This window comes from Bradyrhizobium sp. Ses1 (genome assembly GCF_059512365.1).
This window is the reverse complement of record NZ_JCAMOQ010000057.1, coordinates 1-14,682: the sequence shown is the minus strand read 5'-3', so window position 1 is coordinate 14,682 and position 14,682 is coordinate 1. Positions and strand designations below refer to the sequence as shown.

Sequence of the window (14,682 nt, the reverse complement as noted above, 5' to 3'; positions counted from 1 at the left end):
CGTAGGATGGTAGAGCGCAGCGAAACCCATCATTGCCGCCAAGCGCACGGGCGCGATGGGTTTCGCTGCGCTCTACCCATCCTACAATTCTGCAATTTCGAGGTTCCGGGGCCGCGCCATTGCGCGCCCCGGAATGACGGCGTCACCTCACTCCGCGGCCTGTGCGTAGTCGCTGACCGGCGGGCAGGAGCACACCAGGTTGCGGTCGCCGTAGACATTGTCGACGCGGCCGACCGGGCTCCAATATTTGTCTGACCGGGAGACGCCGTCGGGGAAGCAGCCCTCAGTGCGGCTATAGGCGCGATTCCATTCGTCGTCGGCGATATCGTGCACGGTGTGCGGCGCGTTCCGGAGCGGTGAGGCTTCGACCTTGAAGCGGCCGCTCTCGATCTCGGCGATCTCCTGGCGAATCGCGATCATGGCATCACAAAAACGATCGATCTCGGCCTTGGATTCCGATTCCGTCGGCTCGATCATCAGCGTGCCCGGCACCGGGAAGCTCATGGTCGGCGCGTGGAAGCCGTAATCGATCAGGCGTTTTGCAATGTCGTCGACGGTGACGCCCGCCGAGGTCTTCAGTGGCCGCGGATCGACGATGCATTCATGCGCGACGCGGCCCTTGGCGTTGCGGTACAGCACCGGGAAATGCGCCTGCAGGCGCGCGGCGATGTAGTTGGCATTGAGGATCGCGATCTCGGTGGCGCGCGTCAGGCCTTCGCCGCCCATCATCAGGATGTAGATGTAGGAGATGGTCAGGATCGACGCCGAGCCGAACGGCGCGGCCGACACCGGCCCGACCGGATGGGGCGTGGCGCCATCGGTTGCGGGATGGCCGGGCAGATAAGGCGCCAGATGCGCCCGCACGCCGATCGGGCCCATGCCGGGGCCGCCACCGCCATGCGGAATGCAGAACGTTTTGTGCAGATTGAGATGGCTGACGTCGGCACCGTAATCGCCGGGCCGCGACAGTCCGACCTGCGCGTTCAAATTGGCGCCGTCGAGATAGACCTGTCCGCCATGGGCATGCACGATATCGCAGATCTCGCTGATGTGCTCCTCGAACACGCCATGCGTCGACGGATAGGTGATCATCACAGCCGCAAGATTCGCCGAATGCTTCTCCGCCTTGGCGCGGAGATCGTTGACGTCGACGTCGCCGCGCGCATCGCAGGCGACCACCACGACGTCCATGCCGGCCATCGCGGCGGATGCCGGATTGGTGCCGTGGGCGGAGGAGGGGATCAGGCAAATCTTACGATGCGCCTCGCCGCGCGCGGCATGATAGCCGCGGATCGCGAGCAGGCCGGCATATTCGCCTTGCGCCCCGGAATTCGGCTGCAGCGACACCGCGGCATAGCCGGTGATGTCGCACAGCCATTTTTCCAATCGCGTAAACAGCGCCTGATAGCCCTTGGCCTGATCTGCCGGCGCGAACGGATGCAGGCTGCCGAACGCCGGCCAGGTCAGCGGCACCATCTCCGTGGTCGCGTTCAGCTTCATCGTGCAGGAGCCGAGCGGGATCATCGCGCGATCGAGCGCGAGGTCGCGATCGCTCAGCTTGCGCATGTAGCGGAGCAGCTCGGTCTCGGAGCGATGCGCGTGGAACACGGGATGGGTCAGGAACGCGGTGGTGCGCTTCAATTCCGTTGGCAGCGCCTCGCGCGCGCCCGTCTCGATGCCGGCATAGGCAAGCGTACCGCCGAATGCGCGCCACACCGCCTCGATGATTTCGGGCGTCGTGGTCTCGTCAACGGCGATGCCGAGCGTACTGTCGCCAATCCGCAGATTGATCTTCTCCGTGCGCGCACGAACGACGATCTCGCTCTGCTTCGCGCCGACCTCGACGGTCAGCGTGTCGAAGAACGCCTCGCGCGTCGGCGCAAAGCCGAGCTTGCGCAATCCCGCCGCCAGCACGGACGCGCGGCGATGCACATTGCGCGCGATATGAGTGAGGCCCTCGGGGCCGTGATAGACCGCGTACATTGAGGCGATCACGGCGAGCAGCACCTGTGCGGTGCAGATGTTGGAGGTCGCCTTCTCGCGGCGGATATGCTGCTCGCGGGTCTGCAGCGCCAGCCGGTAGGCAGGCATCCCGCGCGAATCCACTGACAGACCGACGATGCGGCCGGGCAGCGAGCGCTTCAACGCATCGCGCACCGCCATGTAGGCGGCATGCGGGCCGCCATAGCCCATCGGCACGCCGAAGCGCTGCGCCGAGCCGATCGCGATGTCGGCGCCGAGCTCGCCCGGCGACGCCAGCAGCGTCAGCGCCAAAAGATCGGCGGCGACGATCGCGAGCGCGCCCTTGGCACGCAGCGCTGCGATCACGGGCCGCAGGTCGCGCACCGCGCCTGATGTGCCGGGATACTGCAGGAGGGCGCCGAGCACGTCGGCCTTGTCGAGATCGGTGAGGGGATCGCCGACGATCAGGCTCCAGCCCAGCGGCTCGGCGCGGGTGCGCAGCACCGCAAGCGTCTGCGGATGGACTTCGTGGTCGACGAAGAATGCCTGCGCCTTCACCTGCGAGTGTCGCTCGGCAAGGGCCATCGCTTCGGCCGCAGCGGTTGCCTCGTCGAGCAGCGAGGCGTTGGCAACGTCGAGCCCGGTGAGGTCGCAGATCATGGTCTGGAAGTTGAACAGCGCTTCCAGCCGGCCCTGGCTGATCTCGGGCTGATAGGGCGTGTAGGCCGTGTACCAGGCCGGATTTTCCAGGATGTTGCGCTGGATCACCGCCGGCAGGATCGTGCCGGAATAGCCTTGGCCGATCAGCGAGGTGAACACCTGGTTCTGCGCGGCCAGCTCGGTCATGTGGGCCAGCGCCTCGGTCTCGCTCAGCGCACGGCCGAGATCGAGCGGGGCCTTCTGCCGGATTGATGAGGGCAGCGTCTCGCCCATCAGCGCGGCGAGGCTGGTGGCGCCGACGGTCTGCAGCATCGCATCGACGTCGCGCGGCGAGGGGCCGATGTGGCGGCGCACGAAGGTGGCCGCGGCTTCACTGGTCGGTTTGAACGGCGCGTTCATGGCAACCTCTCAGGCGGTGTGGGCTTTGTAGGCGGCTTCGTCCATCAGGCCGCCGAGTTCGCCCTTGTCGGCGATCTTCAGCTTGAAGAACCAGGCCTTGCCTGCGGCATCCGAATTGACCAGCGCCGGCTCGGCGGCGAGCGCATCATTGACCTCGAGCACTTCGCCCGAGATCGGCGCGTACACGTCGGAGGCCGCTTTCACGGATTCGACGACGGCGGCGGCTTCCGCCTTCTTTAGCGCGCGCCCGACCTTCGGCAGCTCGACGAACACGACGTCGCCGAGCTGCTGCTGCGCGTAATCGGTGATCCCGATCGTGGCGACATCGCCCTCGATGCTGAGCCATTCGTGGTCGGACGTGTAGAGCGTCGTCATGAAAAGTGTCCTCTAGCGTTTATAGGTGTTGGGAACGAAAGGCGTGGCGGCGACCGCAAGCGGCAGGCGCTGGCCGCGCACCTCCGCAAAAACATTGGTGCCGATGGCGGAGAGCGGGGTGGGCAGGTAGCCCATCGCGACCGGTGCATTGAGGCTGGGGCCAAAGCCGCCCGACGTCACCTTGCCGATCGCCGCGCCCGTATCAGCATCGGCAAACAGCGGCGCACCCTCGCGCACCGGCGCGCGTCCCTGCGCCTTCAAGCCGACGCGGCGGCGCGGGGCGCCATGCTCGAACTGGTCGAGGATCTTGTCCGCGCCCGGAAAGCCGCCGGCGCGGGCGCCGCCCTTGCGGCGGCTCTTCTGGACCGACCATTCCAGCGCGGCTTCGACCGGCGTGGTCGTGGTGTCGATGTCGTGGCCGTAGAGGCAGAGCCCGGCCTCGAGCCGGAGGCTGTCGCGCGCGCCGAGCCCGATCGGCAACACATCCGGATTATCCAGGAGTTGGGTCACCAGCGCTTCGGCATGCTCCGCGGGAACGGAGATTTCAAACCCGTCCTCGCCGGTGTAACCGGAGCGGGAGACGAAGCAGTCGAACTCAGCGACGCGGCGCGGGCCGGCGTCCATGAACTTCATCGACGGCGCGTCTGCACAAATTTTCGCCAGCGCCGATTCGGCCCTGGGCCCCTGCAGCGCAATCAGCGCGCGGCCCGACAGCGAATCGATATCGCAGGCATCGGACAAATGTCGCCGGAGATGCGTCTCGTCCTCGGCCTTGCAGGCCGCATTCACCACCAGGAACAGGTGATCACCGAAATTCGCGACCATGAGGTCGTCGAGGATGCCGCCGTCGGCGTTGGTGAACTGGGCATAGCGCTGCCGTCCCGGCGCGACGCCGAGGATGTCCTGCGGCACCAGCCGCTCCAGCGCCAAAGCTGCGTCGGAAACCTTGCCGGATTTCGGCCGCAGCGCGAGCTGGCCCATATGGGAGACGTCGAACAGCCCGGCGGCGGCGCGCGTATGAAGGTGCTCCTTCAGCACCCCGGCGGGAAACTGCACGGGCATCTCGTAGCCCGCGAACGGCACCATCTTGCCTCCGCGGGCGAGGTGCAGCGCATAAAGCGGAGTGCGTTTGAGGTCGGATTCGTCTCGCGCAAGCATTGTAGGGCCCTCGCGGTTCCCTGGGGACCATCCCCTGGAAACCCAAAAGCCCCATCTGTCGCTTTGCCTGAGAGTATTATCCCGTCGGCGGGCGCGCCCGGCTTGAAGCCTCACGCGCCTCTTTCCAGATGTCAGTGGTCACGCGGTCCTTTTGCCTGAGAGTTTCCGGGGCGGTTGCTCCTTCGGCGCCGGCTCAAGGCCGGTCTCTCCCGACGTGACTGATACTAGATAAGAGGGAAACACGGCGCGGCCAAGGCTGTCAACGCGGCTGCGGCAACTATCAACGGCCGGTTTACGCGATCGCGGCAAGCCTATGATGTGCTTGCACAGTTTCTGGACACCGCCGTGCGCCTTGTCTAAAAGCGTTCGGCCGGAAGATTAACCCTTTTGTGGCGGATTCCGGGCCCCTTTTCCGGTTGGATGGCTATGAGCAGCGTCAACGACATCAGGTCGACCTTTCTGAATTTCTTCGCGAAGAACGGCCACGAGATCGTGCCGTCGTCGCCGCTGGTTCCGCGCAACGACCCGACGTTGATGTTCACCAATGCCGGCATGGTGCAGTTCAAGAACGTCTTCACCGGCGTCGAGAAGCGCCCCTATCAGCGCGCGACCACCTCGCAGAAATGCGTGCGCGCCGGGGGCAAGCACAATGACCTCGACAATGTCGGCTACACCGCGCGCCATCACACCTTCTTCGAGATGCTCGGCAACTTCTCGTTCGGCGATTACTTCAAGGATCGCGCGATCGAGCTGGCCTGGAACCTGGTCACCAAGGAATTCGGGCTCCCGAAGGACAAGCTGACGGCGACCGTCTATATCGACGATGACGAGGCCTTCAATCTCTGGAAGAAGATCGCCGGCCTGCCGGAATCGCGCATCATCCGCATCGCCGGCTCCGACAATTTCTGGCAGATGGGCGATACCGGCCCGTGCGGCCCGTGCTCGGAAATCTTCTACGACCATGGCGACAAGGTCTGGGGGGGGCCGCCCGGCTCGGCGGAGCAGGACGGCGACCGCTTCATCGAGATCTGGAATCTCGTGTTCATGCAGTTCGAGCAGCTCGCGGGCGGCGTGCGCAATCCGCTGCCGAAGCCCTCGATCGACACCGGCGCGGGGCTGGAGCGCGTCGCCGCCGTGCTGCAGGGCGTCCACGACAATTATGACATCGACCTGTTCGTCTCGCTGATCCGCGCCATCGCCGATCTCACTGGCGCCGATCCCAAAGGCGAGCAGAAAGCCTCGCTGCGCGTGATCGCCGATCACCTGCGCGCGTCCTCGTTCCTGATCTCCGACGGCGTGCTGCCCTCCAACGAAGGCCGCGGTTACGTGCTGCGCCGCATTATGCGCCGCGCGATGCGCCATGCGCAGCTCCTCGGCGCGCGCGAGCCGTTGATGCATCGCCTCGTCTGGGCGCTGGTCCGCGAGATGGGCCAGGCGTATCCGGAACTGGTGCGCGCTGAGAAACTGATTGAAGAGACACTGCGGCTGGAAGAGACCCGCTTCCGCAAGACCTTGGAGCGCGGTCTTGCCATTCTCGATGAGAAGAGCGCCGGCCTGAAAAAGGGCGACATGTTCGATGGCGACACTGCGTTCACGCTCTACGACACCTATGGTTTCCCGCTCGACCTGACCCAGGACGCACTGAAGTCGCGCGGCATCAGCGTCGATCAGGCCTCCTTCACCGACGCGATGGAGCGCCAGCGCGAGAAGGCGCGTGCGGCCTGGGCCGGAAGCGGCGAGGCTGCGACCGAGAGCATCTGGTTCCCGCTGCGCGAGAAGCTCGGCGCGACCGAATTCTTGGGCTACGAGACCGAGCGTGCCGAGGGCGTGGTCGCGGCACTGGTGAAGGACGGCGCCGAGGTCGACGGCCTGAAGGCCGGCGAGAGCGGCGCGGTGGTCCTGAATCAGACGCCGTTCTATGCGGAGTCCGGCGGCCAGGTCGGCGACACCGGCCTGCTCACCGGCGAGGGCGTCACCTTCCGCGTCACCGACACCCAGAAGAAGGCCGGCGATCTCTTCGTCCACATCGGCCAGGTGGAGCAGGGCACGCTGAAGGCCGGCACCGCGCTGCAACTCGACGTCGATCACGGCAGGCGTTCGGCGATCCGGCGCAACCACTCCGCGACGCACCTCCTGCATGAGGCGTTGCGGCAGGTGCTCGGCGACCACATCGCCCAGCGCGGTTCGCTGGTGGCGCCGGACCGGCTGCGCTTCGACTTCGTGCACCCGAAGCCGATCACGGCGGAGGAACTCGCCCGGGTCGAGGACATCGCCAATGACGTGGTGCTCGAGAACGACGAGGTCACCACCCGCGTCATGGCGGTCGATGACGCCCGCGAAGCCGGCGCCCGCGCTCTGTTCGGCGAGAAGTATGGCGACGAGGTCCGGGTGGTCTCGATGGGCAAGGGCCCGCGCGAGCAGGGCCAGAACGCGTTTGGCTGGTCGGTGGAATTGTGCGGCGGCACCCATGTGCGGCGCACCGGCGACATCGGCCTGATCTCGGTGACCAGCGAGAGCGCGGTCGCCTCTGGCGTCCGCCGCATCGAGGCGCTGACGGGTAGCTACGCCCGCAAGCATGCCAACGACACCATCGCGCTGGCGAAGACCGCGGCGCAGGAGCTGCGCACTTCGGTCGAGGACGTGCCGGCGCGCATCGCCTCATTGATGGAAGAGCGCAAGAAGCTCGAGCGCGACCTGTCGGATGCGCGCAAGAAGCTTGCGATGGGCGGCGGCGCCGCCTCGAACGGCGGGGACGCCGGCGTGCGCGAGGTTGGTAACGTCAAGCTGCTGGCGCGCGCGGTCGAGGGCGTCGAGACCAAGGACCTCAAGAGCCTGGTCGACGACGGCAAGAAACAGATCGGCTCCGGCGTAGTCGCGATCGTCGGCGTCACCGAGGACGGCAAGGCCGGCATCGTGGTCGGCGTCACCGCCGATCTCACCTCGCGTTTCAACGCGGTCGATCTGGTGCGCAAGGGATCGGAGGCGCTCGGCGGCAAGGGCGGCGGCGGCCGGCCCGACATGGCGCAGGCCGGAGGACCTGACGGTGGGAAGGCCAATGCGGCGCTATCCGCGATCGAGCAAGCTTTGGCCGGCGTGTAAAGCATGATCCGGAAAAGTGGACCCGGTTTTCCGAAGAGATCATGCTCAAGCAAAGAGATGAGATCGTGATGCGATTCCGTCTAATCGCATCACGATCTCATTGACCATGCCGGGCAAGCGCGAGACCGGTGCCCCTGAGTTGCGGGACCGGCTCTACGAGCTGCTCGAACACGATCATCTGCCTTATACGCCCGGCGCGCGCCTGGTCGGGCTGCTGGTCCTGATCATCGCCATCGATGTGCTGGCGGCGATCCTGGCGTCGGTGCCGGAGTTCGACGCCTCGTTCGGGACGCTGTTCACGACCATCGAGGTCGCCGCGGTCATCGTGTTCGCGCTGGAATATGCGGTGCGGATCTGGAGCGTGGCCGGTCACTCCCTGCACGCGACGACGGCCGTGCGGGCGCGGCTCGAATATGTGTTCTCGAGCTTCGGCATCATCGACCTCATCGCGTTCGTGCCGTCGGCGATCGCGCTGATGCTGGGCGACAAGACCGCGGTGGTGATGTTCGGCATGCTGCCGTTCTTGAAGCTGGTGCGCTATTCGCCGGCGATGCGCTCGCTGCTGGCGGCGCTGCACGCCGAGCGGCGCACGCTGGTCGGCTGCCTCGTGATCCTCGCAGGCGCAGTGCTGCTGTTCGCTTCGCTGCTCTACGCCATCGAGCACAAGGTCCAGCCGGACAAGTTCGGCACCATCCCGCAGGCGATGTGGTGGGCGATGGTGACGCTCGGCACCGTCGGCTATGGCGACGTGATTCCGGTGACGCCGCTCGGCAAGATCGTCACGACGTTCGCGATCGTGTTCGGATTTGCCATGATCGCGCTCCCGGTCGCGATCATCTCGACCGCCTTCGCCGACGAGGTGCGCCGGCGCGATTTCGTCGTCACCTGGGGCATGCTGGCGCGGGTGCCGCTGTTCTCCCATCTCGGCGCCGCCGAGATCGCGGATATCATGCGCCTGTTGCGCGCCCAGACCATCGAACAGGGCGAAGTGCTGGTCCGCCGCGGCGACGTCGCGTCCTCGATGTATTTCATCACCGCAGGCGAGGTGGAGATCGAATTGCCGAGCCAGCGGGTCCGGCTGTCCGACGGCACCTTCTTCGGCGAGATCGCATTGCTCAAGCGCACCAGCCGCTCCGGCACCGTGACAGCGACACGCAAGACGAGGCTGCTGGCGCTCGACGCGCAGGATTTCCACGCTTTGATCGAACGCCTGCCGGCGCTGGCCGCGCATGTGAAGGAAACGGCAGAGGCGCGGATCGCCGACACCGGGGAAGTCAGCAAGGGCGATATCGCCGCGGCCGAGATCGCACAGGCGGAGCTGGCTGGGAGCAGCAGCGGAAACGACGATCAGGCTGTGCATTCAAAAGATCATGCCCGCTGAATCCTGAAGAGCGGCGCAAGAGCAGACAAGCCAATATCGACGCAGGAGGCAACCTCGTCAGAGCGGCAGCTTCTTGGCGCAAAGCAGACGTCTGGTCGGATCCTCGCGCCTCGGATGCGCCAATAAGGAACGGCTGCGGCTATCAGAACACGTCGATCGGCTGCTCCGCCAGTGCGTTCGTTGCGAAGAGGTTCGACCAATGGCGGGGGCTGCAATTCATTTGGCGTCTACGGCCACAGCGCAGCCCATCCCAAGCATCTAGGGTCAGTTTCGTGAGGTAACCGGAGGTCAGGTCACACCATAGCCTGAGCATGGTGTCGAACAGGTTGCCTACGCGCCCCTAACAAATCAAGGACTCTCAGAATGAACACACCTCGACTTTCACGGCGCGCAGCGCTTGTGCTCGCGCTCGCCACCTCGGCCCTGTTCCTTGCGCCTGTGGCGAGTGCCGAGCCGCTGCCGGCCGACGCGATCGTCGGAGTTTGGGAGGCGGATGACGGCACGGTCAAGCTCGACATGTACAAGGCCGGATCGGAAATCCAGGCGCGCATGCTCTACGGGAACGAGATCGTCGAGGCCGACAACGTTACCTTCAAGAAGGACGCCAACAACCCTGACCCCGCGCTGCGTTCGCGCTCGCTTAAAAATGTCGTCGTCGTGACGGGTCTCCGCTGGGCCGACGGCGAGTGGAGCGGCGGTTCGATCTACGATGCCTCCTCCGGACGCACCTACAACTGCAAGGCGGCGCTCAAGGACGGCAAGATGCACCTAAGGGGGTTTCTGGGCATTTCGGCCATGGGACAGACCAGGGTCTTCCATCGCGTTCGCGGATGACGCGCTCGACGCAACAAGCCAGAAACCGGTGTTCGGGGCCGCACGGCGGCTCCAGCATCCGAGACCGTTAGAGGCGTCCCGCCGTGTTCTGGATCTCGGCCTGGTTGGGATTGTCATCCAGTGCCTCGGAGAAAAATTCCTGCCGCTGTTAACTCTCTGTTTGGCTTCGCTGGCGTCGGTTGGCGCAATGTGCAAGTCTTTTGGCGGACTTCGTCAGTGTCGCGGCGCCTGGAGGCCGTAGGGTTAGCCAACCACTGAGAGGTTGAGATGACTGATAGACGCAAGAAGACAGCATTTGTGACCGGGGCGTCCTCGGGCATGGGCAAGGAAATCGCAAAACGCCTGATCAAGGACGGCTTTCAGGTGTACGTCGCCGCGCGCCACATCGACAAGATGGATGACCTGGTCGAGCTCGGAGCCAGGGCGTTGCGCATGGACATCTCAAAGGAGGTCGAAATCAAGGCGGCGGTCGACGCCATTCTCAGCGAGGTGAACGGTGTCGATGTGCTCGTCAACAACGCCGGCTTCGGCCTGTATGGTCCCGTCGAGGACGTCAGCATCGAGGAGGCGCGATATCAGTTCGAGGTCAATCTGTTCGGTGCCGCCCGCCTGACGCAGCTTCTGCTGCCGAAGATGAGGGAGAAGCGCGCCGGCACCATCATCAACATCACCTCGATGGGCGGCAAGATCTATACTCTGTTGGGCGCCTGGTATCACGCCACCAAGCATGCGCTCGAAGGCTGGTCGGATTGCCTCCGGCTCGAGCTCGCCGCCTTCGGCATCAAGGTCGTGGTGGTCGAGCCCGGCCTGATCGAGACGGGGTTCGGCGACGTGGTCGCCAATGGGCTGCTCAAGCGGTCGGGTGCAGGTCCCTACGCCAAGCTGACCCAGGCGGTCGCGAAGTCGACCCGCGATGCGTACGGCCAGGGCCGCGGCACCGATCCGAGCGTGATCGCCAATGTCGTGTCCAAGGCCGTAAGGGAGAGTAAGCCGCGCACGCGCTACGTTGCGGGCAAATACGCCCAGCCGATGATCAAGATCCGCGAATGGTTCGGCGACCGCATGTTCGATCGCGTGATCATGAGCCAGATGCGCTAGGACCAGCCATGAGTGGAGCGGCCGCAGACAGATGCAAGGTGCCACAGGCCTTCTGGCAGACGGTCGAGCGCATCGGCGTGCCGGCGCCCGTTCTGCTGCGGCAGGCGCGCCTGCCGGCGACCTTGCACCTGAACGAGCAGGGGCATGTCACCACGGATCAGTTCTTTGCTCTCTGGAAGGCCCTCGAGGAGCTGAAGCCGGAGCCCGGGCTCGGAATCGAGCTGGTGCAGCGGACCGACACGGCGGTGCATCCCCCCTCGAGCCTCGTCGCATTCTACGCGAAGGATTACCGCGACGGGCTGCTTCGCATCGCGCGTTTCAAGCGGCTCTGCTCGCCGGAGCAATTGAGTGTCGCGGAAAGCAAGGACGAATGCGCCGTCACGGTCGAATGGCCTCACGCAAGCGAGCCGGAGCCCGCGATTTCGACGGACGTGACCTTCGCGTCCTTGGTCGAGCTCGGGCGTCGTGGCACCGGACAGCATTTGACGCCGAAGCGCGTCGAGCTCGTCCGCCCTCGTCCGAAGGGTGACGTCTACCAGAAATATTTCGAATGCCCCATCCGCTTCGGCGCGGCACGCAACGCGCTCATCCTGAAACCGACCGATCTCGATCGTCCGTTTCCCGGATACAATCAGGCGCTGCTCGAGATGCTCACGCCGGCGCTGACCTCCGCACTCGGAGAACTGCAGGCGCGCAGCTCCATCAAGGAGCAGGTCAAGGTCGTGCTCAAGCGGAGCCTTGCGAGCGGACGGCCGGAGCTGTCGGACGTCGCGCGTGATCTAGGCCTGAGCGAGCGCACCCTTCAGCGCCGCATCACCGAAGAGGGCACAAGCTTCCGCGATCTTCTGGTCGAAGCGCGCCAAGAGCTCGGGCGGCAGCTTCTGTCCGACCCGTCGGCCGAAATTGACGAAGTCGCGTGCCTCCTGGGCTATCAGGATGCGAGTTCGTTCTATCGAGCCTTCCGATATTGGGAAGGCGTGACGCCAAGCCGCTGGCGGGAGCTGCACGGCAACAAACTTCACTAGGCAACGGAATCCGGATGAACATTGAGGCGGCCGCTGCATGCAGCTCCTCGATTTCGGCCTGGCCCACTTCTTTGGCGGTTGCTGCAAGTCCATTGGCGTGGTTCGCCACTGCCGGTTGGCTGCTCCAGCGATACGAAGAACCCGACAGCATTTGCTGAAAGTCAACTCACCAAGGAAGATCGCATGTCAGACAAAGTCTGGTTCATCACCGGCGCATCCCGCGGCTTCGGCCGCATCTGGGCCGAGGCCGCCCTCAAGCGTGGCGACAAGGTCGCGGCCACCGCCCGGGTCTTGGCGGACGTGGCCGATCTTGCGGAACGCTATGGCGACGCCGTACTGCCGTTGGCGTTGGACGTGACCGACGCCGTGGCAGTCCAGAACGTCGTTACCAAGGCCTTCGCGCATTTCGGGCGGCTCGATGTCGTCCTTAACAACGCGGGCTATGCGCTCGTCGGGGCGATCGAAGAGGCGCTCGAGGCCGATGTGCGCGCCGAGTTCGACACGAATGTCTTCGGCACTCTTCGCGTCATCCAGGCCGCGCTTCCTCTGCTGCGGCGACAGGGCAGCGGCCATATCATCGGCGTGTCGAGCGTCGCCGGCATCGTCGCCGGGCCCATCACTGGATTCTACAACGCCTCGAAATTCGCGCTCGAAGCCATTCATGAAAGCCTCGCGCAGGAGGTCAAGGGCTTCGGGCTGAAGGTCACGATGCTCGAGCCGGGCGCGTATGCGACAGGATTTGCCAGCATGTCCTCGCTGAAGATCACGCCCGTCATCGCGGCCTACAGCAATACCCGAGCCGAGGTGTTTGCGGCGGGTGCCAAGCTCGGCTTTGGCGATCCGCAAGCAACGGCGGATGCGATCCTGAAGATCGTGGACGCGGAGGACCCGCCGTTGCGGTTCTTCGTCGGCACGGAAGGTCTGCCGCGCGCCCGTGCCGCCTACGCCGACCGCCTCGCCACCTGGGAAGCGTGGGAAGCTCTTTCCAACGCCGCCCAAGGCGAGGCAAGGCAGCACAACATCGCATCGTAGCGCCGAGGAGCCGGCCTCGGCGCTCCGGCGTCGGCTGGAGGTCGACCGCTTTCGTCGAGAAAATCCGGAAACTCGTGCCGAACAATTTTACTCGCAACCAGAGAGGAGCGTCTCCTTGGGTTCCGCTGCCGTTTTGGACTTCTTTGAGTTCATCCGCGCCTTCGTTGCAAATCCGAGGCAAGTCTCTGCGATCGCCCCGTCGGGCCAGACGCTGGCTCGTCTGATGACGCAGGAGATCGTTCCCGGCGCCGGGCCAGTCATCGAGCTGGGACCAGGGACGGGCACCTTCACCAATGCGCTGATCCGGCGCGGCGTTCCGGAACGCGACTTGTTGCTGGTCGAATACGGCTCGGACTTCGTCCGTTTGCTGCAAGAGCGCTTCCCGAGGGCGCGGGTGCTGTGGATGGATGCGCGTCAGCTTTCGCAATACGAGCCCTTCATGGCCCCCGCCGCCGCGGTGGTCAGCGGACTTCCGCTCCTGTCGATGTCGCCGCGCAAGGTGATCGCAATTCTCAGCGGCGCCTTCCGCCACATGCGCGATGACGGCACCTTCTATCAGTTCACGTATGGGCCGCGCTGTCCGGTGCCACGGCCAATTCTTGATCGTCTCGGGCTGAAGGCCAGCCTCGTCGCGAGGACGGCATTGAATATTCCCCCGGCCTCCGTCTACCGCATCCGGCGGCGCCCACAGAGGCGCATCGAGGGAACACAGCTACCTTACAACGGCGACGATCTGGGCAAACAAGGAAGTCTATAACCGAGCGGGCCCAGGAGGCCCTAGCCAGACGCGCCTCAGCCGCCCCGCTGGACCAACTCAACGGTGATGCCCTCAGGACCCTCGAAGAGCCGCAGCTTTCGGCTGATATAGTCCATCTCGTCGCTCAGCACGGTTACGCCGTGGGCCAGGAGGTGCGCGGTGGCCGCCTCAATGTCGTCGACGCGGAATGCGAGGTGATTGAAGCCCCGTTGTCGCAGATTCGTCGGGTGCGCACCCGGATCGGTCCCTGGTGTCGGGTCGAACTCAAGCAGCTGGATCTCGAAAGGAGGATCCGCTCCTTCGAGCGCGAGGGTGATGTGCTGCGCTTTCATGCCCGGCATGCCCATGTACCGGGCGGGAAGGCCACCGTCGATCGTCGCGACGTGATCCTTTGTGAAGCCAAGCAGCGCGAAGAACGCGATCGCCGGGCCGGCGTCCGCCACTGCGATCGTAACATGATCTGGATTGAGTATCATCTCACCACTCCCTATCATCAACGCCGCACACTCGGCAGCGCTTACCTCGGCCGGGCGGAGCTGTGCGCAACTGGCCGTTCGGCTCTTGCAAGGCTACCAGCTCGCTCCGTCGCACGGTAGGCGGGCTGGCCCGCGGCGAAGTCTGCTTCGGGCCAGACTCGGAAGTTCCCGATTTTTGCGACGCTATTGCCCTCCACTTGCGAAAGTCGCACAGGAACCGGCGTTACCTCTCTTCAGCTTAAGGGACAGATACAACGGCAAAACCAACTAGAGAGCGGGCAATTGCCGAAACCAACGCCCGAGGTAAAATCGATCGATGCACCGAGACCGCTACTAATCTTACTCAAAGGGTTGCTATCCGACTTTAATTGTCAGTATCCGGGATACCCGACGAATACCGACAGCCTTGCGCGGAGGATGATCCGA

The 14,682-nt window shown here is 64.8% G+C and carries 11 protein-coding genes and 1 riboswitch; of the genes, 7 read left to right on the top strand and 4 right to left on the bottom strand.

Annotation, left to right across the window (positions count from 1 at the left end; all coding sequences use genetic code 11):
- Positions 1 to 147 precede the first annotated feature (147 nt).
- The 3 genes from gcvP to gcvT are packed head-to-tail and all read right to left on the bottom strand — an operon-like array spanning position 148 to position 4,554.
- A complete protein-coding gene (gene gcvP, locus AC5ZG5_RS38680; RefSeq protein ID WP_456646077.1) occupies positions 148 to 3,021 on the bottom strand; it encodes an aminomethyl-transferring glycine dehydrogenase in 2,874 nt (957 codons plus the stop codon).
- Positions 3,022 to 3,030: 9 nt separating this feature from the next.
- Entirely contained in the window at positions 3,031 to 3,396 is a 366-nt protein-coding gene (gcvH, locus tag AC5ZG5_RS38675) for a glycine cleavage system protein GcvH (protein ID WP_028163506.1), read from the bottom strand.
- 12 nt (positions 3,397 to 3,408) lie between these two features.
- Positions 3,409 to 4,554 carry a glycine cleavage system aminomethyltransferase GcvT gene (gene gcvT, locus AC5ZG5_RS38670; RefSeq protein ID WP_456646076.1) on the bottom strand — a complete coding sequence of 382 codons (1,146 nt, stop codon included), beginning with the start codon at positions 4,552 to 4,554 and terminating at the stop codon, positions 3,409 to 3,411.
- Positions 4,555 to 4,687: 133 nt separating this feature from the next.
- Positions 4,688 to 4,777, bottom strand: a riboswitch (glycine riboswitch).
- Between the two features lie 203 nt (positions 4,778 to 4,980).
- On the opposite strand from gcvT, the gene alaS reads away from it, so the two are divergent.
- The 7 genes from alaS (at position 4,981) to AC5ZG5_RS38635 (ending at position 13,780) form a co-directional block, all read left to right on the top strand.
- The gene (gene alaS, locus AC5ZG5_RS38665; protein WP_456646075.1) at positions 4,981 to 7,653 is read left to right on the top strand and encodes an alanine--tRNA ligase; all 2,673 of its coding nucleotides are present in this window, start codon (positions 4,981 to 4,983) and stop codon (positions 7,651 to 7,653) included.
- Positions 7,654 to 7,759: 106 nt separating this feature from the next.
- A complete protein-coding gene (locus AC5ZG5_RS38660; RefSeq protein ID WP_456646074.1) occupies positions 7,760 to 9,034 on the top strand; it encodes a cyclic nucleotide-gated ion channel in 1,275 nt (424 codons plus the stop codon).
- A gap of 363 nt (positions 9,035 to 9,397) precedes the next feature.
- The gene (locus AC5ZG5_RS38655; RefSeq protein WP_456646073.1) at positions 9,398 to 9,868 is read left to right on the top strand and encodes a DUF2147 domain-containing protein; all 471 of its coding nucleotides are present in this window, start codon (positions 9,398 to 9,400) and stop codon (positions 9,866 to 9,868) included.
- A 267-nt stretch (positions 9,869 to 10,135) separates the two neighbouring features.
- Positions 10,136 to 10,966 carry an oxidoreductase gene (locus tag AC5ZG5_RS38650; RefSeq protein WP_456646072.1) on the top strand — a complete coding sequence of 277 codons (831 nt, stop codon included), beginning with the start codon at positions 10,136 to 10,138 and terminating at the stop codon, positions 10,964 to 10,966.
- A gap of 8 nt (positions 10,967 to 10,974) precedes the next feature.
- The gene (locus AC5ZG5_RS38645) at positions 10,975 to 11,991 is read left to right on the top strand and encodes an AraC family transcriptional regulator (protein WP_456646071.1); all 1,017 of its coding nucleotides are present in this window, start codon (positions 10,975 to 10,977) and stop codon (positions 11,989 to 11,991) included.
- A 183-nt stretch (positions 11,992 to 12,174) separates the two neighbouring features.
- Entirely contained in the window at positions 12,175 to 13,023 is an 849-nt protein-coding gene (locus tag AC5ZG5_RS38640) for an SDR family NAD(P)-dependent oxidoreductase (protein ID WP_456646070.1), read from the top strand.
- A gap of 223 nt (positions 13,024 to 13,246) precedes the next feature.
- Positions 13,247 to 13,780 carry a class I SAM-dependent methyltransferase gene (locus tag AC5ZG5_RS38635; protein WP_456646069.1) on the top strand — a complete coding sequence of 178 codons (534 nt, stop codon included), beginning with the start codon at positions 13,247 to 13,249 and terminating at the stop codon, positions 13,778 to 13,780.
- Between the two features lie 35 nt (positions 13,781 to 13,815).
- Here AC5ZG5_RS38635 and AC5ZG5_RS38630 read toward each other — a convergent pair whose 3' ends face one another.
- Complete coding sequence (locus AC5ZG5_RS38630; protein WP_456646068.1) at positions 13,816 to 14,256, bottom strand: VOC family protein; 441 nt, start codon at positions 14,254 to 14,256, stop codon at positions 13,816 to 13,818.
- Positions 14,257 to 14,682: the final 426 nt, after the last annotated feature.

What these genes read in the sequence shown, in the direction of transcription:
- gcvP (WP_456646077.1), bottom strand. Translation starts at nt 3,021, where the DNA reads ATGAACGCGCCGTTCAAACCGACCAGTGAAGCCGCGGCCACCTTCGTG.
- gcvH (WP_028163506.1), bottom strand. Translation starts at nt 3,396, where the DNA reads ATGACGACGCTCTACACGTCCGACCACGAATGGCTCAGCATCGAGGGC.
- gcvT (WP_456646076.1), bottom strand. Translation starts at nt 4,554, where the DNA reads ATGCTTGCGCGAGACGAATCCGACCTCAAACGCACTCCGCTTTATGCG.
- alaS (WP_456646075.1), top strand. Translation starts at nt 4,981, where the DNA reads ATGAGCAGCGTCAACGACATCAGGTCGACCTTTCTGAATTTCTTCGCG.
- AC5ZG5_RS38660 (WP_456646074.1), top strand. Translation starts at nt 7,760, where the DNA reads ATGCCGGGCAAGCGCGAGACCGGTGCCCCTGAGTTGCGGGACCGGCTC.
- AC5ZG5_RS38655 (WP_456646073.1), top strand. Translation starts at nt 9,398, where the DNA reads ATGAACACACCTCGACTTTCACGGCGCGCAGCGCTTGTGCTCGCGCTC.
- AC5ZG5_RS38650 (WP_456646072.1), top strand. Translation starts at nt 10,136, where the DNA reads ATGACTGATAGACGCAAGAAGACAGCATTTGTGACCGGGGCGTCCTCG.
- AC5ZG5_RS38645 (WP_456646071.1), top strand. Translation starts at nt 10,975, where the DNA reads ATGAGTGGAGCGGCCGCAGACAGATGCAAGGTGCCACAGGCCTTCTGG.
- AC5ZG5_RS38640 (WP_456646070.1), top strand. Translation starts at nt 12,175, where the DNA reads ATGTCAGACAAAGTCTGGTTCATCACCGGCGCATCCCGCGGCTTCGGC.
- AC5ZG5_RS38635 (WP_456646069.1), top strand. Translation starts at nt 13,247, where the DNA reads ATGACGCAGGAGATCGTTCCCGGCGCCGGGCCAGTCATCGAGCTGGGA.
- AC5ZG5_RS38630 (WP_456646068.1), bottom strand. Translation starts at nt 14,256, where the DNA reads ATGATACTCAATCCAGATCATGTTACGATCGCAGTGGCGGACGCCGGC.